This is a genomic window from Variovorax sp. GW821-FHT09D05 (assembly GCF_059416325.1).
In genome coordinates this window covers 102,036-124,256 of the sequence record NZ_JBWKOZ010000002.1, presented here as the reverse complement: position 1 = coordinate 124,256, position 22,221 = coordinate 102,036, and the positions used below count along the sequence as shown (strand labels likewise).

25 protein-coding genes are annotated in these 22,221 nt (G+C 67.6%); 7 read left to right on the top strand and 18 right to left on the bottom strand.

Going from position 1 to position 22,221, the window contains the following annotated elements; translation table 11 throughout:
• From AC07O3_RS05090 to AC07O3_RS05080, 3 genes are read left to right on the top strand one after another with little or no spacing between them, the layout of a single operon-like run.
• Positions 1–1,029, top strand: coding sequence for a ligase-associated DNA damage response exonuclease (locus AC07O3_RS05090; RefSeq protein WP_093057722.1), 1,029 nt, complete (start codon positions 1–3; stop codon positions 1,027–1,029).
• Complete coding sequence (locus tag AC07O3_RS05085) at positions 1,026–2,681, top strand: ATP-dependent DNA ligase (protein ID WP_495338757.1); 1,656 nt, start codon at positions 1,026–1,028, stop codon at positions 2,679–2,681. The genes AC07O3_RS05090 and AC07O3_RS05085 overlap by 4 nt, the downstream gene beginning before the upstream one ends.
• Entirely contained in the window at positions 2,678–5,293 is a 2,616-nt protein-coding gene (locus tag AC07O3_RS05080; RefSeq protein WP_495338756.1) for a ligase-associated DNA damage response DEXH box helicase, read from the top strand. The genes AC07O3_RS05085 and AC07O3_RS05080 overlap by 4 nt, the downstream gene beginning before the upstream one ends.
• Positions 5,294–5,298: 5 nt before the next feature.
• On the opposite strand, the gene trxC is transcribed toward AC07O3_RS05080, so the two are convergent.
• Positions 5,299–5,748, bottom strand: coding sequence for a thioredoxin TrxC (gene trxC, locus AC07O3_RS05075; RefSeq protein WP_495338755.1), 450 nt, complete (start codon positions 5,746–5,748; stop codon positions 5,299–5,301).
• A 77-nt stretch (positions 5,749–5,825) separates the two neighbouring features.
• Between trxC and pdeM the strand changes: the two genes are divergently transcribed.
• Complete coding sequence (gene pdeM / locus AC07O3_RS05070; RefSeq protein WP_495338754.1) at positions 5,826–6,506, top strand: ligase-associated DNA damage response endonuclease PdeM; 681 nt, start codon at positions 5,826–5,828, stop codon at positions 6,504–6,506.
• On the opposite strand, the gene AC07O3_RS05065 is transcribed toward pdeM, so the two are convergent.
• Genes AC07O3_RS05065 through AC07O3_RS05055 form a run of 3 tightly spaced genes read right to left on the bottom strand, consistent with a single transcriptional unit; the run spans position 6,503 to position 8,563 of the window.
• Positions 6,503–7,042, bottom strand: a complete 540-nt coding sequence (locus tag AC07O3_RS05065; protein WP_354336831.1) for a TPM domain-containing protein — start codon at positions 7,040–7,042, stop codon at positions 6,503–6,505. The genes pdeM and AC07O3_RS05065 overlap by 4 nt on opposite strands.
• 5 nt (positions 7,043–7,047) lie before the next feature.
• Positions 7,048–7,953, bottom strand: a complete 906-nt coding sequence (locus AC07O3_RS05060) for a TPM domain-containing protein (protein WP_495338753.1) — start codon at positions 7,951–7,953, stop codon at positions 7,048–7,050.
• Positions 7,954–7,963: 10 nt separating this feature from the next.
• On the bottom strand, positions 7,964–8,563 hold the full coding sequence (locus AC07O3_RS05055) for a LemA family protein (RefSeq protein ID WP_198788361.1): 600 nt from the start codon (positions 8,561–8,563) through the stop codon (positions 7,964–7,966).
• A gap of 46 nt (positions 8,564–8,609) precedes the next feature.
• Between AC07O3_RS05055 and AC07O3_RS05050 the strand changes: the two genes are divergently transcribed.
• The gene (locus AC07O3_RS05050) at positions 8,610–9,368 is read left to right on the top strand and encodes a hypothetical protein (protein ID WP_093057717.1); all 759 of its coding nucleotides are present in this window, start codon (positions 8,610–8,612) and stop codon (positions 9,366–9,368) included.
• Position 9,369: 1 nt separating this feature from the next.
• Here AC07O3_RS05050 and AC07O3_RS05045 read toward each other — a convergent pair whose 3' ends face one another.
• The 7 genes from AC07O3_RS05045 to AC07O3_RS05015 all read right to left on the bottom strand — a co-directional run bounded on the left by AC07O3_RS05045 (position 9,370) and on the right by AC07O3_RS05015 (position 16,303).
• Complete coding sequence (locus tag AC07O3_RS05045) at positions 9,370–10,044, bottom strand: cysteine hydrolase family protein (RefSeq protein ID WP_495338752.1); 675 nt, start codon at positions 10,042–10,044, stop codon at positions 9,370–9,372.
• Positions 10,041–10,973 (bottom strand): ABC transporter permease, encoded by a 933-nt coding sequence (locus AC07O3_RS05040; RefSeq protein WP_495338751.1) that lies wholly within the window; start codon positions 10,971–10,973, stop codon positions 10,041–10,043. The genes AC07O3_RS05045 and AC07O3_RS05040 overlap by 4 nt, the downstream gene beginning before the upstream one ends.
• Positions 10,970–12,091, bottom strand: coding sequence for an ABC transporter permease (locus tag AC07O3_RS05035; RefSeq protein WP_495339002.1), 1,122 nt, complete (start codon positions 12,089–12,091; stop codon positions 10,970–10,972). The genes AC07O3_RS05040 and AC07O3_RS05035 overlap by 4 nt, the downstream gene beginning before the upstream one ends.
• Before the next feature lie 19 nt (positions 12,092–12,110).
• The gene (locus AC07O3_RS05030; RefSeq protein ID WP_495338750.1) at positions 12,111–13,640 is read right to left on the bottom strand and encodes an ABC transporter ATP-binding protein; all 1,530 of its coding nucleotides are present in this window, start codon (positions 13,638–13,640) and stop codon (positions 12,111–12,113) included.
• Between the two features lie 4 nt (positions 13,641–13,644).
• A complete protein-coding gene (locus AC07O3_RS05025; RefSeq protein WP_093057712.1) occupies positions 13,645–14,751 on the bottom strand; it encodes a BMP family ABC transporter substrate-binding protein in 1,107 nt (368 codons plus the stop codon).
• Positions 14,752–14,819: 68 nt separating this feature from the next.
• Positions 14,820–15,206, bottom strand: coding sequence for a VOC family protein (locus AC07O3_RS05020; RefSeq protein WP_097197820.1), 387 nt, complete (start codon positions 15,204–15,206; stop codon positions 14,820–14,822).
• A 95-nt stretch (positions 15,207–15,301) separates the two neighbouring features.
• A complete protein-coding gene (locus AC07O3_RS05015; RefSeq protein ID WP_495338749.1) occupies positions 15,302–16,303 on the bottom strand; it encodes an isopenicillin N synthase family dioxygenase in 1,002 nt (333 codons plus the stop codon).
• 206 nt (positions 16,304–16,509) lie between these two features.
• On the opposite strand from AC07O3_RS05015, the gene rutR reads away from it, so the two are divergent.
• Positions 16,510–17,217 (top strand): HTH-type transcriptional regulator RutR, encoded by a 708-nt coding sequence (gene rutR / locus AC07O3_RS05010; RefSeq protein ID WP_495338748.1) that lies wholly within the window; start codon positions 16,510–16,512, stop codon positions 17,215–17,217.
• Between the two features lie 12 nt (positions 17,218–17,229).
• On the opposite strand, the gene rutF is transcribed toward rutR, so the two are convergent.
• Genes rutF through AC07O3_RS04975 form a run of 7 tightly spaced genes read right to left on the bottom strand, consistent with a single transcriptional unit; the run spans position 17,230 to position 21,755 of the window.
• A complete protein-coding gene (rutF, locus tag AC07O3_RS05005; RefSeq protein ID WP_495338747.1) occupies positions 17,230–17,784 on the bottom strand; it encodes an NADH-dependent FMN reductase RutF in 555 nt (184 codons plus the stop codon).
• 12 nt (positions 17,785–17,796) lie between these two features.
• A complete protein-coding gene (locus AC07O3_RS05000; protein WP_495338746.1) occupies positions 17,797–18,396 on the bottom strand; it encodes a malonic semialdehyde reductase in 600 nt (199 codons plus the stop codon).
• The gene (rutD, locus tag AC07O3_RS04995) at positions 18,393–19,199 is read right to left on the bottom strand and encodes a pyrimidine utilization protein D (RefSeq protein ID WP_495338745.1); all 807 of its coding nucleotides are present in this window, start codon (positions 19,197–19,199) and stop codon (positions 18,393–18,395) included. The genes AC07O3_RS05000 and rutD overlap by 4 nt, the downstream gene beginning before the upstream one ends.
• Before the next feature lie 5 nt (positions 19,200–19,204).
• The gene (gene rutC, locus AC07O3_RS04990) at positions 19,205–19,597 is read right to left on the bottom strand and encodes a pyrimidine utilization protein C (RefSeq protein WP_495338744.1); all 393 of its coding nucleotides are present in this window, start codon (positions 19,595–19,597) and stop codon (positions 19,205–19,207) included.
• A 22-nt stretch (positions 19,598–19,619) separates the two neighbouring features.
• Entirely contained in the window at positions 19,620–20,411 is a 792-nt protein-coding gene (rutB, locus tag AC07O3_RS04985) for a pyrimidine utilization protein B (protein ID WP_495338743.1), read from the bottom strand.
• 13 nt (positions 20,412–20,424) lie between these two features.
• The gene (gene rutA / locus AC07O3_RS04980; RefSeq protein ID WP_489018920.1) at positions 20,425–21,537 is read right to left on the bottom strand and encodes a pyrimidine utilization protein A; all 1,113 of its coding nucleotides are present in this window, start codon (positions 21,535–21,537) and stop codon (positions 20,425–20,427) included.
• Positions 21,534–21,755: a hypothetical protein gene (locus tag AC07O3_RS04975; protein WP_495338742.1), complete on the bottom strand. Its 222-nt coding sequence runs from the start codon at positions 21,753–21,755 to the stop codon at positions 21,534–21,536. The genes rutA and AC07O3_RS04975 overlap by 4 nt, the downstream gene beginning before the upstream one ends.
• On the opposite strand from AC07O3_RS04975, the gene AC07O3_RS04970 reads away from it, so the two are divergent.
• Complete coding sequence (locus tag AC07O3_RS04970; RefSeq protein WP_093057704.1) at positions 21,755–22,207, top strand: YybH family protein; 453 nt, start codon at positions 21,755–21,757, stop codon at positions 22,205–22,207. The two genes, AC07O3_RS04975 and AC07O3_RS04970, sit on opposite strands and share 1 nt — an antisense overlap.
• The last annotated feature ends 14 nt before the right edge of the window (positions 22,208–22,221 follow it).

Genomic DNA, 22,221 nt, shown 5'->3' with positions numbered 1-22,221 from the left:
ATGCCCGCAAAGCAGGAAGAAGACCTCCTCGTTGTCGCCCGGCCCGAGGGCCTGTACTGCCCGCCCGGCGATTTCTACATCGACCCGTGGCGGCCGGTGGCGCGCGCCGTCATCACGCACGCGCACTCTGACCACGCGCGCCCCGGTCACGCGCACTACCTGGCCCACACCGACAGCGCCGGCACGCTGCGCACGCGGCTCGGCCCTGACATCGACCTGCAGACGCTGGCCTACGGCGAGGCCATCGAGCACCACGGCGTGCGCGTCTCGCTGCATCCGGCCGGCCATGTGCTGGGCTCGGCGCAGGTGCGGCTCGAACACGGTGGGCGCGTGTGGGTGGCCTCGGGCGACTACAAGACCGAGCCCGACGGCACCTGCACGCCCTTCGAGCCCGTGCCTTGCGACACCTTCATCACCGAGTCGACCTTCGGCCTGCCGATCTACCGCTGGCCCACGCAGGCCGTGCTGTTCGCGGAGATCGATGCATGGTGGCGCGCCAATGCTGAAGCAGGACGCGCGTCGGTGCTGTTCTGCTACGCCTTCGGCAAGGCGCAGCGCATCCTGCATGGGGTGGACGCGAGCATCGGGCCGATCGTCGTGCACGGGGCGGTGGAGCCGCTCAACGCCGTGTACCGGGCGGCAGGCGTGGCATTGCCGCCCACCTTGCGCGTGAGCGATGAAGGCGTCGATGCCGCATTGCTGAAGCGCGCGCTGGTGCTCGCGCCGCCATCGGCACAAGGCTCGCCGTGGATGAAGCGCTTCGGCAACTACGCCGATGCCTTTGCGAGCGGGTGGATGCAGCTGCGCGGCACCCGGCGGCGGCGCGGCGTGGACCGCGGCTTCGTGATGTCCGACCATGCCGACTGGCCTGGACTGCAGCAGGCAATTGCAGGCACCGGCGCGGAGCGCGTGTTCGTCACGCATGGCAGCGTGCAGGTGATGGTGCGATGGCTCACCGAGATCGGCCTCGACGCGAAGGGCTTCAAGACCGAGTACGGCGACGAAGACGATCAGGAGGCAGAGGCATGAAAGCCTTCGCTGCCCTCTACCGCGACCTCGACGCCAGCACGTCGAGCCTCGCCAAGCAGGCGGCACTGCAGCGCTACCTGCGCGACGCAGATGCTGCCGATGCCGCATGGGCCGTCTACTTCCTCGCCGGCGGCAAGCCGCGCCAGCTCGTGCCCACCAAGCTGCTGCGCCTGCTTGCACAGGAAGCGGCGGGCCTGCCCGAATGGCTGTTCGACGAAAGTTACGACGCCGTGGGCGACCTCGCCGAAACCATTGCGCTGCTGTTGCCGCCACCGAGCGAGGCGCATGAGCTCGGCCTCGCCGGTTGGGTCGAGCAGCATCTGCTGCCGCTGCGCGAAGCCGCAAAGACTTCGCCCGAGCAGCTTGCCGACCGCCTGCGCGCACAGTGGCGGCAGCTCGCTGCCGAAGAGAGGCTGGTGTACTTCAAGCTCATCACCGGCGCGTTCCGCGTCGGCGTGTCGAAGCTGCTGGTCACGCAGGCGCTCGCCGCGGTCGGCGGCATCGATGCCAAGCGCGTCGCGCAGCGGCTCATGGGCTACACGCACATCGGCGCGCGGCCAAGGGCCGATGACTACCGCACGCTCATCGCCCCCGAGTCAAGCGCCGAGCAGGTTCAGAAGACCAGCGGCCAGCCGTACCCCTTCTTCCTCGCGCATCCGTTCAACCTGCCGCTCGAGCAGTTCGACGCCGCGCTGGGCCCGCCGTCCGACTGGATCGTGGAATGGAAATGGGACGGCATCCGTGCGCAGCTCATCAAGCGCGCGGGCGTCGTGTGGCTGTGGTCGCGTGGCGAAGAGCTGGTGACGGAGCGCTTCCCCGAGCTCGCCGCTCTCGGTGAAGCCCTGCCCGACGGCACCGTGCTCGACGGCGAGATCGCCGTGTGGCGCGACGACCGCGTGCAGCCCTTCGCCGAACTGCAGAAGCGCATCGGCCGCAAGACGCTGGGCGCGAAGCTGCTTCGCGACATTCCCGTGGTGCTGCTGGCCTACGACATCCTCGAATGGGAAGGCCGCGACCTGCGCGTGCTGCCGCAGTCGCAGCGCCGCACGCTGCTCGACGACCTGGTCACGCGCATGCAGCATCCCTCGCTGCTGCCGAGTCCGATGCTCACGGGCTCAGACTGGCCCGATCTCGCACGCCAGCGCGAAGCGGCACGCACCATGGGCGTCGAAGGAATGATGCTCAAGCGTCGCGACGCGCAGTACGGTGTGGGTCGCACCAAGGACGTCGGTGTGTGGTGGAAGTGGAAGATCGACCCGCTCAGCATCGATGCGGTGCTGATCTACGCACAGCGCGGCCACGGCCGGCGCGCGAGCCTCTTCAGCGACTACACCTTCGCCGTGTGGGACGGCCCGCCCGGGCAGGAAGACCGCAAGCTCGTGCCTTTCGCCAAGGCCTACTCGGGCCTCACAGACGCAGAGATGGCGCGCGTGGACGCAATCATCCGTAAGACCACGGTGGAAAGCTTCGGGCCGGTGAAGAGCGTGAAGCCGACACTGGTGTTCGAGTTGGGCTTCGAGGGCATCGCGCGCAGTACGCGGCACAAGAGCGGCATCGCGGTGCGGTTTCCGCGGATGCTGCGGTGGCGGGAAGACAAGCCGGTGGAAGAGGCGGACACTCTGCAGACGCTGGCGGCGTTGTTGCCCCTATGAAAAGGGCCGTCAAGCAGGCGCTCGACGTGTGGTTCGCTGCGCGCGGCTGGAAGCCCTTCAAGTTCCAGCGCGAGGTCTGGAAGGCCATCGGCGAAGGCAAGTCCGGCCTGCTGCATGCCACTACCGGTGCAGGCAAGACCTACGCGGTGTGGCTCGGCGCACTGCAAGCCTTCTCGCAGGCCCGCAAGGAAAGCGCGCGGCCTGCGGCGCCGCCGCTCACCGTGCTATGGCTCACTCCGATGCGTGCGCTTGCGGCCGACACGCTGCGCGCCCTGCAGCAACCACTCGAAGCCCTCGGCGCCGAGGTGCATCCGTGGAGCGCGGGCGCGCGCAGCGGCGACACCACGTCTGCCGAACGCAGCGCGCAGAACCAGCGCCTGCCCACGGTGCTCGTCACCACGCCCGAAAGCCTTTCGCTGCTGCTCGCGCGTGCCGATGCCCGCGAGGTGCTCGGCCACGTGCAGATGGCGGTGGTCGACGAATGGCACGAGCTGCTCGGCAACAAGCGCGGCGTGCAGGTGCAGCTCGCGCTCGCGCGGCTCAAGCGCTGGAACCCCGGTCTCGCGATCTGGGGCATGTCGGCCACGCTGGGCAATCTGCATGAGGCAATGCATGCACTGCTGGGGCATGAAGACGGCGTGCTCGTGCAGGGCCATGTGCCGAAGAAGCTCGTCATCGATTCGCTGCTGCCCGGCACCGCCGAGCGCTTTCCATGGGGCGGACACCTGGGCCTCACGATGCTGCCGCAGGTGATCAGCGAGATTGCCGCGAGCAAGACCGCGCTGGTCTTCACCAACACACGCTCGCAGGCCGAGATCTGGTACCAGGCGATGCTCGAAGCCAAGCCCGAATGGGCCGGCCTCATCGCGCTGCATCACGGCTCGCTCGACCGCGAAGTGCGCGAGTGGGTCGAGCTGGGCCTGAAGAGCGGCGAGCTGAAGGCAGTGGTCTGCACATCGAGCCTCGACCTGGGCGTGGACTTTTTGCCGGTCGAGCGCGTGCTGCAGATCGGCTCGCCCAAGGGCGTGGCGCGGCTGCTGCAGCGCGCGGGCCGTTCGGGCCATGCGCCGGGGCGGCCGTCGCGCATCACGCTCGTGCCCACGCACAGCGTCGAGATGGTGGAAGGCTCGGCAGCGCGCACGGCCATTGCGGCGGGCCACATCGAGGCGCGGCATTCGCCCGACCAGCCGCTCGACGTGCTGGTGCAGCACCTGGTGACGGTGGCGCTGGGCGGTGGCTTCGTGCCCGGCGAGCTGTACGACGAGGTGCGCGGCACGGCCGCATACGAAGGCCTCTCCCGCGAGAGCTGGCAGTGGTGCCTCGACTTCGTCTCGCAAGGCGGCCCATCGCTCGCGGCCTATCCGGACTACAAGCGCGCCGTGCCCGATGCAGAAGGCGTCTGGCGCGTGCCAGATGCGCGGCTCGCGCGGCGGCATCGCATGAACATCGGCACCATCGTGAGCGACGCGAGCATGTCGGTGCAGTACCTCGGCGGCTCAAAGATCGGCAACGTCGAAGAGAGTTTCGTTGCGCGCATGAAGGCCGGCGACTGCTTCCTGTTCGGCGGCCGGTTGCTCGAACTCGTGCGCATCCACGACATGACGGCCTGGGTGCGGCGCGCCAGTGGCAAGCGCCCTGCGGTGCCGCGCTGGAGCGGCGGGCGCATGCCGCTGTCGAACACGCTGGCCGATGCGGTGGTGCAGCAGCTGGCGCTGGCCGGCGAGGGGCACTACGACTCGCCCGAGCTGCAATGCGTGCGCCCGTTGCTCGAAATACAGCAGCAGTGGTCGGCACTGCCGACGCCGCAGACGCTGTTGGCCGAGACCTTGAGCACGCGCGAAGGCTCGCATCTGTTCCTCTATCCGTTCGCGGGCCGGCATGTGCATCTCGGGCTCGCGAGCCTGCTGGCCTGGCGCGTCGCGCAGCACGAGGCGCGCACCTTCTCGATCGCAGTCAACGACTACGGCTTCGAGCTGCTGAGCGCGACCGAGGTCGATTGGGCCGCGCTGCTGCCGCAGGTGCTGAAGCTGCCGGAGGGCGATGACGCGCACGGGGTGCTGCTGCACGAGGTGCTGGCGTCGCTCAACGCGAGCGAACTCGCGCAGCGGCGCTTTCGCGAGATCGCGCGCGTGTCGGGGCTCATCTACCAGGGTTACCCGGGCGAGAAGCGCAGCAGCAAGCAGCTGCAGGCCTCGTCTTCGTTGTTCTGGGAGGTGTTCCGCAAGTACGACCCCGGCAACAGGCTGCTGCAGCAGGCCGAGCAGGAACTCCTCTCGCAGGAGCTCGAAATCGGCCGCCTGCGCGCCAGCCTCGAGCGCATGGCCACGCAGCAGCTCGTGCTGAAGCCGCTGGCGCGGCCGACGCCGTTCTCGTTTCCGCTGATGGTCGAGCTGTTCCGCGAGAAGCTGTCGAACGAGAACGTGGCCGACCGCATTGCGCGCATGGTCGAGCAGCTGGAGAAGGCTGCAGGTGGCGCTGTCACGGCCGGCGGCGTGGAGCGCGTGAAAGGCACTCTGGCCTTCGGTCAGGAGGGGCCGGGCAAGCCGGCGAAGTCGTCGTCAAGTTCTCGACGAGAGCGCAGGCGGCCTTCGCGTCCGTTGCCGCCCCTGTGAACAGATCAGCCGGCGCCGTGCGCCTTCACCCATCGCACGATGTCCGCCGCGCTCATCGCACCAGCCTGCCGAGCCACTTCGCGGCCACCGCGGAACAATGCCAGCGTCGGGATGCTGCGGATGTTGAAGCGCGTGCCCAGGGCAGGCACGGCCTCGGTGTCGACCTTGGCCAGCCGCACTTGCGGTTCGAGCTGGGCCGCGGCCTGTTCGTAGCCGGGCGCCATCTGGCGGCACGGGCCGCACCAGGGCGCCCAGAAGTCGACCAGCACCGGGATCTCGTTGCGCGAGATGTGGCGGTCGAAGGTGGCTTCGTCCGGCAGCGCGGTCGAATGGCCGGCGAACAGCGGGCGGTGGCAGCTGCCGCAGTCGGGCGCACTGCCCAGCTGTACCGCGCGCACGCGGTTGGTCGTGTGGCAATGCGGGCAGACGATGTGCAGCGGGGGCGATTCGGTCATTTGCAGAAACTGGGGGCTGCTGGAGCCCATTGCAAGACGGTCGCCTGCCAGAGCGTCTTTTGCGACACTGGCAGCCCGTGACCTTTCCAGACTCCTCCGCATCGTCGTTCCCTGTCCATTGGGCGGGCGAACTGCTGCACCTGCTGCCCGAGCGGGCGCTCTGGTGGCCCGATGCGCGCGTGCTGTTCGTGGCAGACCTGCATCTGGGCAAGGCAGCGACCTACCGCGCGCTCGGCCAGCCGGTGCCGGGCGGCACCACGCAGGAGAACCTGGCGCGGCTCGATGTGCTGATCGAACGGCATGCACCGCAGCGCATCGTGTTTCTCGGCGACTTCCTGCACGCGGCGCAGGCGCGCACCGTGGTTGCCACGGTGGAGGCTTGGCGCACGCGCCATGCGGGCGTCGCGATGACGCTGGTGCGCGGCAACCACGACAGCCGCGCGGGCGATCCGCCGGACACGCTCGGCATCGAGGTGGTCGACGAGCCATTTCTGCTCGGGCCGTTTGCCTGCTGCCACCATCCGCAGACCCATGCGACGCACTTCGTGCTGGCGGGGCACCTGCATCCCGTTTGCAGGCTCCATGGGCCGGGGCGCGACAGCGTGCGGCTGCCTTGCTTCGTGAGCGATGCGCAGCAGGCTGTGCTGCCGGCATTCGGCGAGTTCACGGGCGGATGGCTGGTGGAATCGGCGCCGGGGCGGCGCTTTCATGCAGTGGGCGGTTCGGCCGTGTGGGCCGTGCCCTCGCGGGACGGCTAGAGCACGACCGGCTCGTCCGGCAGCTCGTTCACGTCCACATCGCCCTCGCCCAGCGGAAAGTGCTCCACCAGCAGGGCCGAGATTTCTTCCAGCGCCTGCGTGAGCCCATCCTCGAAACGGCCTTCGCGAAAGGCCGCGCCCATGCGCTGCGCCATTGCGGCCCATTCTGCATCGTCTACGCGAGCATTGATGCCGCGGTCCGCCACGATCTCGATGGCGTGTTCGGCCAGCAGCAGGTAGATGAGCACGCCGTTGTTGTGTGCGGTGTCCCACACGCGCAGCTTGCCGAACAGCGTGACGGCACGCTCGCGCGGCGGCGCATGGCGCCACAGGTACGACATCGGCAGGCCGGCCTCGACGCAGATGCGGATCTCGCCGCTGTGGCGTCGCTCGCTCGCGGCCACGCGGCCTGCAAGGCGCTCCAGCGCGGCCGGTGGCAGTGCACGGCGAACCTCGGACTCGTCGATCCAGCGGTGGCGCCAGATGCGGCCGAGCTTCGAGAAGAAGCTGGCGTCCGTTGGATTGGTCGTCGTCATCGTGTTCACCAGTCCCCCGACGCGCCGCCGCCGCCGAAATTGCCACCGCCGCCGGAGCTGAAACCTCCGCCGCCGCCCCCACCACCGCCGCCGCCGCTCCAGCCTCCGCCTCCACCGGAGCTCCAGCCGCCACCCCCGCCGCCGCCCGGACGCCCGGCGCCTGAGACCAGCGAGACGATGAGCGCGACAAGCGCCGCGATCACCGCGATGGCGATGCTGGTGGTGATGAAGAAAACGACCACGCCCACACCGCCGCCCACGACCATCGTGCCCAGCTTCTTGCCGAGGACGGCGCGCGCGACCGGCGCACCGATGAAGACGCCGACGAACAGGAAGATCGCGAGGTTCTCCCAGTCGAAGCCACCACCGCCGCCGCCTCCGCTGCCCGTGTCGCGCGAAGGCTCCGGCAGCGGCTCGCCGTCGACCAGCCCGATGAGCCGATCCACCGCCGCGTTCAGCCCGCCCGCGAAGTCGTTGTTGCGAAAGCGCGGCTTCATCTCCTCGTCGATGATGCGCACGGCCGCGAGGTCGGGCACCGCGCCTTCGAGCGCCTTGGCGGTGGCGATGCGCATCTTGCGATCGTCCTTGGCCACGACCACCAGCAGGCCGTCGCCGACGTCCTTGCGGCCGATCTTCCAGGCGTCGCCCACGCGCTGCGTGTAGCTGGCGATGTCCTCGGGCGCGGTGGTCGGCACCATCAGCACCACGATCTGCGAACCCTTGCGCTGCTCGAAGGCTGCGAGCTTGGTGTCCAGGCCGTTGCGCTGCGCGCTGTCCAGCGTGCCGGTCTGGTCGATCACCCGCGCGGTGAGCGCGGGCACCGGCAGCAGGCCCTGGGCCAGCGCGACCCCGGCCAGGGTCGCGAGAACGAGCGCGGCCAGTGCGCGACGGAGCAGTGCGGCAATGGCCATTGGTGCTGGCTTACTTCTTCGGAGCGCTGAAGTCGACAGTAGGCGGCGTGGAAATCTGCGCCTCGTTCTGCACCGAGAAGTTGGGCTTCGGCGCGTAGCTGAAGATCTTCGCCGTGATGTTGGTCGGGAAGCTGCGAGCGAGCACGTTGTACTCCTGCACGCTTTCGATGTAGCGGTTGCGCGCCACGGTGATGCGGTTCTCGGTGCCTTCCAGCGTCACCCGCAGGTCGCGGAAGGCCTGGTTGGCCTTGAGCTCGGGGTAGCGCTCCGACACCACCATCAGCCGCGACAGCGCCGAAGAAAGTTCGCCCTGCGCCTGCTGGAACTTGTTGAAGGCCTCGGGGTTGTTCAGCGTCTCGGGCGTCACCTGGATCGAGGTGGCCTTGGCGCGCGCCTCGATCACCTTGGTGAGCGTGTCCTGCTCGAAGCTGGCTTCGCCCTTCACGGTGGCCACGATGTTGGGCACGAGGTCGGCGCGCCGCTGGTACTGGTTGAGCACCTCGCTCCAGGCCGATTTGCTGGCCTCGTCGAGGGACTGGAACTGGTTGTAGCCGCATCCGCTCAGGGACAAGACCGCCGCGAGAATCAAGAACCAGCGCTTCATCATCATTTGCATTACCTCCGCAGAATTGCCGGAAGGTAGCATAGATGGCTCCATGTCCCTCGACCCTCTACAAGCCCTGCAGGCCGCCAACCGTGCGGTACTGCCCGTTGCTTCCGACGCTTTCGGCACGCTGCTGATCGCGGGCGCGACCGGTGCGCTGGGAGCGGAGCTGCTGCGGCGACTGGCCGGCAGCCACCGGCACGCCCATACCCGCGTGCTGGCGCGCGAGCCCATTCGCGACGGGTTGCGCGGCGTGGAAACCTACCTGAGCCCGGCCCCGCCGATCGCGCAATGGCCGCTGACTTCGGCCCACACGGCCATCGTCGCCTTCGACCCGCCGCGGCTGTACCACGACCGCGAACGCGCGCTGTGGGTGCCCGAGCCTTCAGATTTGCCCGAACTGGCCCGATGGCTGCGCGCCTGCGGCGTGCAGACGCTGGCCATCGTGCAGCCGCACGACCAGGGCCGGCTGCCCGAGGCGCTCAAGCGGGGGCTCGCGAGCCTCGACGAGCAGGCGGTGGTGGCCTGCGGCTTCGAGCGCGTGATCCTGGTGCGCTCGGCGCGCAAGCCGGTGAATGCGAAGTTCGCCAACCCGCTCGAGCGGCTGGCCGCGTGGATGCTGTCCGTCGTGCGCTTCATGGTGCCGAGCAGCGAGCAGCCAGTGCGCGCATCGAAGGTGGCCGAGCTGGTCGACGTGGCGCTGCGCATCGCGCCGCCGGGCGTGCATGTGGCCGCACCCGAAATGGTGTGGCAGGCCGCCCAGGGCGACATGCCCGGCGTGGCCGCACGCTGGCTTGGCGTATCGGGTTAATTCATCCGCGCCACTGGCGCAGCAGTTCCGCTGAATCGACCACCAGCCCGAGGTGCAGCGACACCATCGCCAGCGCCGCGCCCTCCAGGTGCGGGTCGGTGCCACGCACCAGGTCGCGCAGCACGATCACGCGGTAGTTGTGGTTGTTGGCGTCGAAGGCCGTGTTGAGCACGCAGCAGTCGGTAAAGCCGCCGTTGAGCACCACCGTCTCGATGCGCTGGTTGCGCAGCAGAAAGTCGAGATCGGTCGGGTAGAAGGCCGACAGCCGGCGCTTGCTGTCCACGCGCATGTCACCGGGCTCGACGCGCGTGACCCACTCGGTCCACTTCGAGCCTTCGATGGCGTGCGCGTCGGCATTCGGAATCTCACCGACATGCAAAGGAAAGGTGCGCCGCCATGCAGAAGGAATGCCGCGAATGTCGTCCACGCCATTGGGCCGCAGCACCGACTTGATGTGCACGATGCGCACGCCCAGCGCGCGCACTTCGTCATGGAAGCTGTCGATGGGCGCCACCACGTCGCGTGCGCGCGGCGCGGGGCAGGGGCAGTCGGGGCTGTCGTCGAGGTGGCCCCGGTGCATGTCGATGGAGACGACCGCGGTGGTGGCGGGGTTCAGGTAGTCGGCGAATTGCGCCGCGTCGAGCTCGCGCTCTTCGTTGTAGACCCAGGCCTTCATCGGCGTTCTTCTCTCACGTAGGGTTGGCCCAGCGCGCCGGGCTCTTCATCGGCGCCGCGCCGCGAGAGCGCGACCCACACCATCACGCCGAGCGTCACCGCATACGGCGTCATCATCACGAAGTACTGCGGCAGCTGCACGCCGGCTGCGGCCAGCTGCGGAATCAGCGCCTCGATGCAGCCGAACAGCAGCGCGCCGACCAGCGCCTTCCACGGCGACCAGCGCGCGAAGATCACCAGGCCCACCGCGATCCAGCCGCGTCCGCCGGTCATGCCCGCGATCCACAGCTTGGTGCTGACCACCGAGATGTAGGCGCCCGCCAGCCCCACCAGCGCCGAGCCCGCGAGTACCGCCGCGAAGCGCCATGCCGTCACGCGGATGCCGGCCGCATCGGCCGCCTGCGGGTTCTCGCCCACCGCGCGCAGCCGCAGGCCGGTGGAGGTGCGTGCGAAGAACCACGCCACCGCGCCGAAGATCGGCAGCGTGAGCCACACCATCGCGTTCTGCTCGAAGAGCCTGCCCACGACCGGCAGCAGCGACAACGGCCACAGCGCCATCGCGCCGATGCCTTCGGTGGCATGGTTGGTCCAGTCGGCCATCGAGCCGACCAGCGCCGTGAGCCCCTGGCAGAAGAACACCAGTGCGAGACCGGCAATCACCTGGTTCACGCGCAGCCAGATCACCATTACCGCGAACAGCACCGACACCACGCTGGCCGCCAGCATTGCGAGCACCAGCGACACGGCCGGCTGCCCGATGGCGATCTGCGCGCCGATGCCGGCGAGTGCGCCGACCAGCATCAGCCCTTCGGCGCCGAGCGCGAGCACGCCCGCGCGCTCGCAGATGATGAGGCCGAGTGCCGCGAGCGCATAAGGCACCGCGAAGTCCGGCGTGCTCGCGAGCCAGTTGAGCACGATGCTGCCGCTCATTGCGCAGCCTCCCCGCCCACGCGGCGCAGCCGGTGGCGAATGAAGAAGTCGCTCGACGCCACGCACACCACGATCACCGCCTGGATGAGCTGCACCATCGAGAACGGCACCTGGTAGAACACCTGCAGGCTGCGTCCGGTGACGAACAGTGCCGCCACCAGCAGCGCAACCACCGTGGCCGCGAGCGGGTTGTTGCGCGCGAGAAAGGCGATGAGGATGCCCGAGAAGCCATAGCCCTGATAGAAGGCCTGCGTGAGCCGACCCTCCTGCCCCGCGACCACCGCGAAGCCCGCGAGCCCGGCCATCGCGCCCGACAGCAGCACCGCGCCGTAGATGGTGCGCCGCACCGGCACGCCGTTGGCATGCGCGACGCGCGGGTTCGCATCGACGAAGCGCAGGTAGAGCCCCACGCGGCTCACGCTCACCAGCCACCACGCCAGCAGCGCGACGATGCTCGCAAGCAGGATCGAACTGCCGATGCCCGCACCCAGCTCGGGCAGCCGCTCGAACAAGCGGAACTGCGGCGAGTACGGAAAGTTGTCCTTCGGGTCCTTCCAGCTGCCGTAGACCAGGTGCAGCAGGAAGTTGGCCGCCATGTAGTTGAGCATCAGCGTCGAGATGATCTCGTTCACGCCCAGCTTCAGCTTGAGCCACGCGGGGCCCAGCACCCACAGCAGGCCGCAGCCGATGGCTGCCGCAAACATCAGCGGCAGGCGCAGGTTCTCGGGGCCGATCTGCCACATCGAGATGGTGGTCGCGCCGATGGCGCCCCAGATCATCTGGCCCTCGAGGCCGAGATTCCAGAAGCGCGCGCGGAATGCGATGGAGCCCGCGAGGCCGACGAGGATCATCGGCGCGGCCTGGAACAGCACGGCGCGGAAGTTCTGGCCGTCGAAGAAGGTCTGCATCACGAACTCGTTGGCGAGTTCGTCGGCGGGCACGCCCGCGGCCACGAGGATCGCCGCGGAGATGGCGAAGCCCACGAGCAATGCGGCCGCGAGGATCAGCGCCTGCCAGCGCCAGGCCATGTGCTGGCGGATTTCGAGCGCGTAGCGGCGGCGCGCGAGCGGTTGTGTGTGCTGCTGCGAGTTCACCTGGGTCCTGGGTGCTTGTGCCATGTCGACGGAGAGCGAGGCATCAGCCATGGTCCACCATCGCCTGTCCGATGGCCTGCCGGTCGGCGGGTTGAGCGAACTCGCCGGCGATGCGCCCGCGCGTCATCACGCCCACGCGGTCGGCAAGCTGCAGTACTTCGTCGAGGTCTTCGCTGATCAGCAGTACTGCCGCGCCGCTGTCGCGTGCGGCGCGCAGCCGCGCATGCACCTCGGCACTGGCGCGCACGTCGAGCCCGCGGCTCGGGCTGTGCGCAAGCACCAGCGTGGGCGACTTGCCGAATTCGCGCGCGAGCACCAGCTTCTGTGCATTGCCGCCCGAGAGCAGCGCGGCCTTCTGCGCGACCGAGCGCACGCCCTGCACGTCGAAGGCGCGCACCGCTTCCTGCGTGTCGCTCTGGATGCGGCCGCGGCGCAGGCGCCACACGGGGCCGTAGCGGCCGGTGTGCACGCGGCCGATGGCGTAGTTCTCGGCCACCGAGAGGCCACCCGCGAGCGCGAGCCCGTATCGGTCGGCCGGAATGGCTGCAATGCCGATGCCGCGGCGTGCCGATGCGGCCTTGGTCTTCAGGTCGCCGTGGCCTTCGAGTCGTATCTCGCCTTCGGTGGCTTCACCCGGCAGGCCCATGATCGCGCCCGCCAGCTCGCCCTGGCCGTTGCCGCCTACACCGGCCAGGCCGTAGATTTCGCCCGCGTGCAGTTCGAGATCCACGCCGTCGAGCACGCGCCGGCCTTCGGGCGAGGCGGGTGTGCGCAACCCGCGCACCGAAAGGCGCACGGGGCCGCGCGATGCGGTCGAAGCCTGGAATCCTTGCGTGGCAATCGATTCACCCACCGTGAGCTTCACCAGCTCGGCGACCGATGCTTCGCCCGGCTTCAGCGTGGCCACCGTGCGCCCGCCGCGCATCACCGTCACGCGGTCGGCATACGTCTTCACATCGGCCATCTTGTGCGTGACCAGCACCACGGCGGAACCGGCGCGCGCCAGGCCCTGCACCGTCTGCAGCAGGCGCGCGGCCTCCTGGTCGGTCAGCACGGCCGTGGGCTCGTCGAGGATCAGGATGCGCGCACCCGCGAGCAGCACCTTGAGGATCTCGACGCGCTGCTGTTCGGCAATCGACAGTGCATCGATGCGCTTGGACGGATCGATGTCGAAGCCCAGCTCCGAGGCCTTGTTGCGAATGTCGCGCTCGATCTCGCGCAGCCGCTCGCCATGGCTTTGGAACTCGGCCGGCGGCGGCGCGGTGAGCAAGATGTTCTGCGCCACCGTGAAAGGCCGCACCAGCTTGAAATGCTGGTGGACCATGCCGATGCGGTGTTTTGCCGCGTCACGCGGACCGGCGAAGCGCACCGCGTTGTCGTCCACCAGCAGCTGCCCGGCCTCGGGCGCATAGAGCCCGGCCGCGATGTTCATCAGCGAAGACTTGCCCGCGCCGTTCTCGCCCAGCAACGCATGCACCTCGCCCCAGCGCGCGGCAAAGTGAGCGTCGGTCAGCGCCGCGAAGCCGTCGAAGGACTTGCGGATGCCAGTGAGTTCTAGCGCGTTGTTGGGCATGAAATTACTTCTGCGTGACCACGCCCTTGACGAACCAGTCCATCTTCCACAGGTCGGCATCGGACAGCACCGCGCCCTTGGCAACGCGCTCCTTGCCGTCGCGGTCGGCGAGCGGGCCGGCGTAGACCTGCTTGCCCTTCATGATCGCGTCGCGCTCGGCGGTGATGACCGCGGCCTTGTCCTTGGGCACGGCGGGGCCGAAGCCCGCGATGTCGGTGCCGCCGTCCTTCATCTCGATGAAGGCGCCGTACTGCGCGGGCTTCCAGTTGCCGGCCATCACCTTCTTCAGCTCCGGCGTCAGGAAGCGGTCCCACACCCACACCGAGGAGCACAGCGTGGCCTTGGGTGCGAACTGGCGCAGGTCGCGGTGGTGGCCGGTGCCGTACACGCCGCGCTCCTGCGCGACGATCTGCGGCGTGGGGCTGTCGACGTGCTGGCCGATCACGTCGGCGCCCTGGTCGATGAGTGCGGCGGCGGCGGCGCGTTCCTTCACCGGGTCGTTCCAGGCGCCGGTGTAGATCACGTTGACCGTGGCGTTCGGGTTCATCTTCTGCGCGCCGAGCGCGAAGGCGTTGATGGTCCAGTTCACAACGCCGAAGGGGTTGGCCGCGACGAAGCCGAGCTTGCCCGTCTTCGATGCAGCGCCGGCGGCCATGCCGCAGAGGTACTGGCTTTCGTAGGTGCGGCCGTAGAACGATTCGAGGTTGCTGCCGTTGGTGGTACCTGAGCCGTTGAGGAAGGCGACATCGGGGTACTTGGCGGCCAGGTCCTTGAAGCTGTCGGAATAACCGAAGGCCGTGCCAATCACGATGTTGGCGCCGCGCTGGATGAACTTCTCCGCCGCGGGCTTGATGGCCGATGCGTCTTCGGGCACGTTCTCGACGAACTGGATCTTCTGGCCGATTTCCTTTTCGATCTTCACGCGGGCCTCGTCAAAGGCCTGCGTCCAGCCGCCATCGTTCTTCGGGCCGAAGTAGAGCATCGCGATCTTCGGCTTGTCCTTCAGCGTGAAGCCGTCGGCGGCTGCAGCGGGCAGGGTGGTGAAGAAGGCGCCGCTGGCCGCGATGGTCATCGCGAGGCCCAGGCCGGGAGTGAGGGTGCGCAACTGCATGGGACTACCTTTGGTGAGAGGCTTTGAAGAAAGGGAGGACGGAAAAAAGAGAACGAGCGCAGCGCACGTCACATCATGAAGTTGATGCGGAACACATTGCCCTCGGGATCGAGCAGCACCGACTGGTACCAGTTGTAGTAAGTGACGTATGGCGGCTTGATGAGCGTGGCGCCGGCTTCGAGCGCGACCGGCACCATGCGGTCGACGTCGGCCTGGCTGTCGACGTCGATGTTCAGCAGGAACTTGACGCCGCGTGTGTCTGAAAACTCGCTCAGGTGCAGCAGTTCGTAGGCATCGAGTGCGTTGAAGCCAAGGCTCGATTTGCCGGTGTCCAGGCCTCGGAAGATGGGTGAGCGGATCGCTTCGATCTCTTTGAAACCGAATACTCGCTGGTAGAAGCCGCTGAGTGCGACCACGTCTTTTGCGAAGACGTTGACGTAGGAGAGGTGGGCCATGTTCAGTTGCTCATTGGGCGTTTGCTGTTGTTCTTGTTCGGGGTGCGAGCGCGCCGTCGGCGTGATCGAGCCCCGAAGAACAGCAGGCAGTCATCTCAAACCATCGCCTTCGTGCCACCAAAGGTCGTCTGCTTGACGAACTTCGACGTCAGGTGGTCCCCAGAAGAAATCGGCGCGTATTTCGCCGACTCCCCTGGCGCGAGGCAGCTAGGCAGGCACTCGACCATCGCGTCGTAGTTCGGCTGATGGAAGAACACCAGCGATTGCCGGCGGTTGGTGCTCGCGATCTCGAAAGGCGGGTTGATCACGCGGTGCAGCGTGGACACCCACTGGTCGTTGGTCCACTGCATCATGAGGTCGGCGATGTTGACCACCAGGCCACCCTCGACCTGCGGCACGTCCACCCACTGGCCGGCTTTGTTGAACACCTGCAGGCCCTTGTCGTCGGGCAGCACGATGGTGAGGCTGCCGTAGTCGCTGTGCGCGCCCGCACGCAGCTGGCCGGGCAGCGGCTGCTCGCGCTGCGGCGGATAGCTCAGCACGCGGAACATGCTGATGTGCTTGTCGATCTTGTCGTCGAAGAAGGTCTCGGGCAGCGACAGACCGAGCGCGAAGACACGCATCAGCGAGCGCGAGAGATCGCTCATCGCCTCGAAGTAGCCTTCGTAGGCTTCGCGGAAACCCTCGATGGGCGGCCAGCTGTTGGGCTCGAAGTGCGGGCCGGCGGCGGGGCCGCGGTGGTAGTCGTCTTGCGGCACGTTCGACGGGCCGATAGAGAAAGATTCCTTCAGGTCGCCGGGAGCCGCTTCTTCGAGGCTGTACGAGAGACCTTCCTCGCCCACCGCGCTGTAGCCGCGCACCGCGTCTTCGCGCGGGCGGTCGACCTTGCGCTTTTCGCCCAGCGGCATGTCGAAGAACTTTCGCGAGAGCGACGACACGCGCGAGATCAGCCCGGGCGCAATGCCGTGGTTCGTGATGACGAGAAAGCCGATGCTGCGGCAGGCCTCGTCGACCTTCTTCGCGACCTCGGCCTTGCCTTCGGCGGTGCCCGCGAAGTAGGGCGCTAGATCGATGATGGGTACGGACAGCAGGGTCATGGCAGGTTCCTCATGCTTGGCATGCCTTTCGCCATGCAACGTCTGTGCCAGTTGGACCAAATGGACAAAACGCATCCGTCGCGTCAGCATGGTGCGCAACGACGCGCTGCGAAGGCTGCTGCGGCGCAAGGCGATGCACCACGGCCTTACAGTGGTGCGCTGTGTTGCCTGCCGATTCACCAACGAACGAACAAGAGCGAGGGAAGATGCCGAAGACCAAAGCGCTGGCCGCCAGTGCCAGCAAAGAGAAGAGCCCGGCGCGCAAGCGTGCAAAACCCGCGGTGCGCAGCGCGTCCGCGGTGAGCCGCCGGCTGCGCCAGATCGAGGACAAGCGCAGCGCGATCCTCGGTGCGGCGCTGGGGCTGTTCTCCCGCTTCGGCCTGCACGGCACGTCGATCGACCAGGTGGCGGCACGTGCCGATGTATCGAAGAGCAACCTGCTCTATTACTTCGCGAACAAGGAAGAGCTCTACGTCAACGTGCTGCGCGATCTGCTCGCGCTGTGGCTCGAGCCACTGCGCGGCTTCAGTGCCGAGCAGGACCCGGGCGAGGCCATCGGCGACTACATCCGCCGCAAGCTGGTGGTCTCGCGCGACCGGCCCGATGCATCACGGCTCTTCTGCCTGGAAATGATCCAGGGCGCGCCGCTGCTGCGCGACGAGCTCGACCGCGAACTGCGTACGCTGGTGGAGAAAAAATCTGAGGTGATTCGCGCGTGGGTCGAAGCGGGAAGGCTGGCGCCCGTCGATCCGCATCACCTGATCTTCGCGCTGTGGGCGGTGACGCAGCACTACGCGGACTTCGGCGTGCAGGTGCAGGCGCTGTCGGGGCATACGCTGGACGATGAGGCGTTCTTCGAGAAGACCGTGGAGAACGTGCAGCGCATCTTTCTTCAAGGCATCACGCCGCGCTGAGTCAGGTGGATTTCAGTGCGGCGGCGCCGCGATCTCGTGATAGCGCCGGTCGAAGTAGATCAAGCCCTGCGTCGCGCCACCTATGGCAATGGCTACCGCTTCGCAGAACAGCACGTCGTGCGTGCCCGCGCTCGTCGCATGCACCACGCGGCAGTCGAAGGAAACGGCCGCGTCGTCGAGCATCGGCGAGCCGGTGGTCTTGCGGCTCCAGTTGCCGGCGGCGAAGCGCTCGTCCATCGGCGTCTTGCCGCCGAACAATGCGGACAGCGACTGGTGCCCCGCGGCCAGCACGTTCACGCACAGCACGCCATTGGTCTTGAACGCCGGGTACACCGAGGCCGAACGGTTCAGGCACACCAGCAGCGTCGGGGGCTCGTCTGTCACGCTGCACACGGCCGATGCCGTAAAGCCGGCGCGGCCCGCGGGGCCGTCGGTGGTGATGATGTTCACCGCCGCGCCCAGCCGCGCCATCGCGTCGCGGTAGTCGGCCTTCTCCAGGCTCGGCAGCAGGCCGGCGGGGTTCGATGACGATGAAGCAGCGTGGGAGGCCATGGCATTCAGCAGCATGTGGTGAGTCCTTCAGGCCAGCACGCAGGCCTCGTCGAAGGGCAGCCGCGGCAGGCGGCCGAACACCTTCGACGCATCGCCGTGGCCCAGGTTGATGAGGAAGTTGACGGTCCAGTCGGTGCCTTCGAAGAAGGCCGCGTCGACTTTCGCCTTGTCGAAGCCCGACATCGGGCCTGCATCGAGGCCGACCGCGCGCGCTGCGAGCAGCAGGTAGCCCGCCTGCAGGCTGGCATTGCGAAAGGCGGTTTCGTGCGTGGCCTCGGGGCTGCCGGTGAACCAGCTGCGCGCATCGGCATGCGGGAACAGCGTGGGCAGCTTGTCGTAGAACTTGCGGTCCCACGCGGCGATGACCGTGACCGGTGCGGCCATGGTCTTGTCGAGGTTGCCCTTGGAGAGAGCCGGTGCGAGGCGCTGCTTGCCTTCGGGCGTGCGCACGAAGACGAAGCGCGCGGGCGAGCAGTTGGCCGATGTGGGGCCGAGGCTCGCCAGCGCATAGATCTGCTGCAGCTGTGCGTCGGTGACGGGTTCGTCGGTCCAGCCGTTGTGGGTGCGTGCGCCGGTGAAGAGCAGCGACAGCGCGGCGTCGTCGAGTGTGGATGCAAGAGTGGTCATGCTGGAACGGCGGATGCGCTGACCCGCGAGAGAAAGTCGAGCAGGCTGCGGTTGAAGGCTTCGGCCTCGGTCACGCTGTGGGCATGGCCGCCGTGCGGCATGAAGTCGAGCGTGACGTCGCTCAGGCCATCGGCCAGGCTCTGCGAGCAGGTCCAGGGCACGAGCGTGTCGTCTTTCGCAGCGGCGATGAGTGTGGGCGCGGTGATGTCGGCGAGGCGGGTGTCGACATCGAAGGCGCGCAGGGCGGCGATGCGTGCGCGCATGTTGGCCTCGCCCGGGAAGTGCGCGAAGGCGTGATCGACTTCGTCGGCCACGCGCTGTGCGTGTTCGGCGGCCCAGGCTGCGGGGTACAGGAAGATCGGCTGCGCTTCCACGTACGCGCGCGGGCCGCATGCGCCGAGCAGTGCGAGCCGCGCATCGAAGCAGCGCGCCGAATGCGGGTTGGGCTTCGACCACGCGTTGATGAGCACGAGGCTCGCAATGCGCGAAGGCGCGTCGATCGCTAGCTGCAGACCCACGAGGCCGCCGAGTGCATGGCCCGCGAAGTGGCATTGCGAAGTGCTCGTGGCGTCGAGGATTTCGAGCACGTCCTTCGCCATGTCTTCGATGGCATACGTCTCTGGCAATGCGGCAGGGCTGCGACCGGTGCCGCGCTGGTCGTACGCAATGACGCGGTGCCCGGCGGCAACCAGCGCGCCGAGCTGCGGCTGCCAGAACCCGGCCGAGCCACCGAGGCCCGACGACAGCAGCACGGTGGCTGCGGCATCGGACGGCCCGTGCACTTCGTAGTGCAGCGACGGCATGTGCTTCAGCCCTTCTCGCCGACGTGCGCGATCGAGGCGATCTCGACCAGGGCATCGGGCTTCACCAGGCCGCACTGGATGCAGTAGCGCGCGGGCTTGGTGCCGGGAAAGAACTCGGCATACACCGTGTTGATCTTCCCGTAGTCGGCCCAGTCCTTGATCATGATCTGGTTGAAGGTCACGTCGTCCATGGTGCCGCCCGCTGCCTCGACCACGCCCTGGATGATGGTGAGCACGTGACGAGCCTGCGCGGCCGCGTCGCCCACGTGGACCACGTTGTTGTCCTTGTCGAAGGGCAGCGTGCCCGACACGTAGAGCACGCCGTCGGCGAGCGTGCCGGGAACATAGGGGGCGAGTGGCACGCCGGTGCCGGGCGGGATGATGGCTTGCTTGGGCATGAAGAGAGCTCCTTGAAAAGAATCAGACAGTGGCCGCTTCGGCCGGTGCGGGTTGGGTGATGGATGCGGGTGCGAAGGTGCTGCAGAAGTGCTCCACCGTGGAGACCCATCCGAAGAAGGTCTCGACGTTGTAGACAGATGCCTTCTGGATCGCGGGCCCGCCGAGTTCGTGCGTCGCGTCTTCGAGCATCACGGCGAAGTATTCGAGGTGAAAGGCGTCGCGCAGCGTCGATTCGACGCACACGTTGGTGGCGATGCCGGTGAACACCAGGTGGCGGATGCCGCGCGAGCGCAGCGTGCTGTCGAGCGTGCTGTTGAAGAAGCCGCTGTAGCGCGTCTTCGGCACGACGATGTCGCCGGGCTGCGGCTTCATCTCTTCGATGAGTTCGTAGTCCCAGCCGCCCTTGGCGAGGAACTTGCCCTGCAGCTCAGGCTTGGCACGCATGGTCTTGAGTGCGTTCGACTTGTGCCAGTTCGGCGAGCCGGGGCCGCCGGCCTCCACGTATGCCGCGTCCCAGCCGTTCTGCAGGAACACGACCAGCATGCCGGCCGCGCGCGCCGCCGCTATGGTGCGCGCGATGTTGGCGATGGTGCCTTGCGCGCCGGAGATGTCGAAGCCGGCCGAGTCGACGTATCCGCCGATGGATGCATAGGCGTTCTGCATGTCGACGACGATCAGCGCGGAGTCGCTCGCGTGCAGTTCCAGCGGCTCGGGGCGCGCGGGCAGTACCAGCGGTGCCGGGGCGCCCGGCAGGCGCGGTGCGCCAACGGGGGTGTTCGATGTGAGGGTGATGTTGCGTGCGGGAGTGCTCACGTGACGCTCCTGCTCAGGCCGCGAGGCGTTCGGGTTCGACCCGCGACGGCACGGGGCTCTGCACGTGCGCGCGGCTCTTCATGTGCGGCTGGATGCGTTCGCCGAAAGCCTCGACGCCCTGCAGGAAATCGTCGAAGGTCAGCAGCACGCCTTCGGTGCCGGGCACCTCGGCCATTTCGTCGAGCATGCGCGCGACGTTTTCATACGAGCCCACGAGCGTGCCCATGTTGATGTTCACGGCCGAGGTCGGGTCGGCCATCTGGCGCACGTTGGTGTCGGTGCCCGACTTGGTGTCGGCCGCGCCCTGCTGGCCCAGCCATGCGATCGCTTCGTGATCGGCGCCGGCCTTGTAGTGCTCCCACTTGGCGCGCGCGGCCTCGTCGGTCTCGTCGGCGATCACCATCATCAGCACGTAGGTGGTGACGTGGCGGCCGGTCTTCGTGGTGGCTTCGATGAGCTTCTCGGCCGCGGGCGCGAAGGCCTTGGGCGTGTTCACGCCCTTGCCGAAGCAGAAGTTGTAGTCGGCGTACTTGGCCGAGAACTCCATGCCCGCGTCGCTTTGGCCGGCGCAGATCACCTTCATGTCGGCCTGCGGCTGCGGGCTCAGGCGGCAGTCGTCCATCTTGAAATGGTCGCCCTTGAAGTCGGACTGGCCGGTGCCCCAGAGGTCGCGCAGCACCTGGATGTATTCGCTCAGGTACTGGTAGCGCGTGCCGAAGAACTGGTCGCCGGGCCACATGCCCATCTGCGAATACTCGGGTCGCTGCCAGCCGGTGACGAGGTTCAGGCCGAAGCGGCCGTTGGAGATCGAATCGATGGTGGACGTCATGCGCGCCACGATGGCCGGCGGCATGACCAGCGAGGCAGCGGTGGCAAAGAGCTTGATCTTGCTGGTGACAGCCGCGAGGCCCGCCATGAGCGTGAAGGACTCGAGGTTGTGGTCCCAGAACTCCGTCTTGCCGCCGAAGCCGCGCAGCTTGATCATGGACAGCGCGAAGTCGACGCCGTAGCGCTCGGCCTTCAGCGTGATCTGCTTGTTGAGTTCGAAGCTGGGCTTGTACTGCGGTGCGTTTTCGGAAAGCAGCCAGCCGTTGTTGCCGATGGGAATGAAGATGCCGACGTTCATGGAAGGGCTCCTGTTGCGAGGTCGCGAAGCTCCTTGCATGCGCCGTGCCAGTTGGATAAGTCATTTGAAATCAATGACTTATGGAAAATTGACATCTGCGTTTTGACCATTTGGTCCAAAACGGAGCAGATGTTCTGGCCGGATTGCGGCAGCACGGTGCAGCCCGGACCAAAGCGGTGCAGTGCCGCCGTCACGGACAGCGCGGCAAAATCGCGCAATGCCCAAGACCCCACTCCGCGCCGCCGCGGCCATCGGCGGCACTGCCGACGACGTCGAAGCGGCCTTCTATGAAGCGCTGCAACGCGGCGACATCGATGCGCTGATGGCCTGCTGGGCCGACGAGGACGAAGTGTTCTGCGTGCACCCCGGCGGCCCCCGGCTGGTGGGGACCGTGGCGATCCGCGCGGCCTTCGAGCAGATGTTCGGCAACGGCGCGATCCACGCCATGCCGGCGCGGGTGCGCAAGATCGAGTCGCTCGGCAGCGCCGTGCACAACGTGCTCGAGCGCATCGAGGTGCTCACGGCCGAAGGCCCGCGCCATGCCTTCGTGCTTGCCACCAACGTCTATCACAAGACTGCCCAGGGCTGGCGCATGGTGGCGCACCATGCGAGCCCGGGCAGTGCGCGCGAGCCCGACGACGCGAACGATCCGCCCCAGACCCTGCATTGATGCCTTCCTTCGCT

Excerpts from the sequence above, each read along its gene's own strand:
- AC07O3_RS05090 (WP_093057722.1), top strand. The coding sequence starts at position 1 with ATGCCCGCAAAGCAGGAAGAAGACCTCCTCGTTGTCGCCCGGCCCGAG.
- AC07O3_RS05040 (WP_495338751.1), bottom strand. The coding sequence starts at position 10,973 with ATGAGCGGCAGCATCGTGCTCAACTGGCTCGCGAGCACGCCGGACTTC.
- AC07O3_RS05015 (WP_495338749.1), bottom strand. The coding sequence starts at position 16,303 with ATGACCCTGCTGTCCGTACCCATCATCGATCTAGCGCCCTACTTCGCG.
- AC07O3_RS05030 (WP_495338750.1), bottom strand. The coding sequence starts at position 13,640 with ATGCCCAACAACGCGCTAGAACTCACTGGCATCCGCAAGTCCTTCGAC.
- AC07O3_RS05020 (WP_097197820.1), bottom strand. The coding sequence starts at position 15,206 with ATGGCCCACCTCTCCTACGTCAACGTCTTCGCAAAAGACGTGGTCGCA.
- rutR (WP_495338748.1), top strand. The coding sequence starts at position 16,510 with ATGCCGAAGACCAAAGCGCTGGCCGCCAGTGCCAGCAAAGAGAAGAGC.
- AC07O3_RS04970 (WP_093057704.1), top strand. The coding sequence starts at position 21,755 with ATGCCCAAGACCCCACTCCGCGCCGCCGCGGCCATCGGCGGCACTGCC.
- rutF (WP_495338747.1), bottom strand. The coding sequence starts at position 17,784 with ATGCTGCTGAATGCCATGGCCTCCCACGCTGCTTCATCGTCATCGAAC.
- AC07O3_RS05055 (WP_198788361.1), bottom strand. The coding sequence starts at position 8,563 with ATGATGATGAAGCGCTGGTTCTTGATTCTCGCGGCGGTCTTGTCCCTG.
- AC07O3_RS05045 (WP_495338752.1), bottom strand. The coding sequence starts at position 10,044 with ATGAAGGCCTGGGTCTACAACGAAGAGCGCGAGCTCGACGCGGCGCAA.
- trxC (WP_495338755.1), bottom strand. The coding sequence starts at position 5,748 with ATGACCGAATCGCCCCCGCTGCACATCGTCTGCCCGCATTGCCACACG.
- AC07O3_RS05065 (WP_354336831.1), bottom strand. The coding sequence starts at position 7,042 with ATGACGACGACCAATCCAACGGACGCCAGCTTCTTCTCGAAGCTCGGC.
- AC07O3_RS05025 (WP_093057712.1), bottom strand. The coding sequence starts at position 14,751 with ATGCAGTTGCGCACCCTCACTCCCGGCCTGGGCCTCGCGATGACCATC.
- AC07O3_RS05060 (WP_495338753.1), bottom strand. The coding sequence starts at position 7,953 with ATGGCCATTGCCGCACTGCTCCGTCGCGCACTGGCCGCGCTCGTTCTC.
- AC07O3_RS05080 (WP_495338756.1), top strand. The coding sequence starts at position 2,678 with ATGAAAAGGGCCGTCAAGCAGGCGCTCGACGTGTGGTTCGCTGCGCGC.
- AC07O3_RS05000 (WP_495338746.1), bottom strand. The coding sequence starts at position 18,396 with ATGACCACTCTTGCATCCACACTCGACGACGCCGCGCTGTCGCTGCTC.
- rutA (WP_489018920.1), bottom strand. The coding sequence starts at position 21,537 with ATGAACGTCGGCATCTTCATTCCCATCGGCAACAACGGCTGGCTGCTT.
- rutC (WP_495338744.1), bottom strand. The coding sequence starts at position 19,597 with ATGCCCAAGCAAGCCATCATCCCGCCCGGCACCGGCGTGCCACTCGCC.
- AC07O3_RS05035 (WP_495339002.1), bottom strand. The coding sequence starts at position 12,091 with ATGGCACAAGCACCCAGGACCCAGGTGAACTCGCAGCAGCACACACAA.
- rutD (WP_495338745.1), bottom strand. The coding sequence starts at position 19,199 with ATGCCGTCGCTGCACTACGAAGTGCACGGGCCGTCCGATGCCGCAGCC.
- AC07O3_RS05050 (WP_093057717.1), top strand. The coding sequence starts at position 8,610 with ATGTCCCTCGACCCTCTACAAGCCCTGCAGGCCGCCAACCGTGCGGTA.
- AC07O3_RS05085 (WP_495338757.1), top strand. The coding sequence starts at position 1,026 with ATGAAAGCCTTCGCTGCCCTCTACCGCGACCTCGACGCCAGCACGTCG.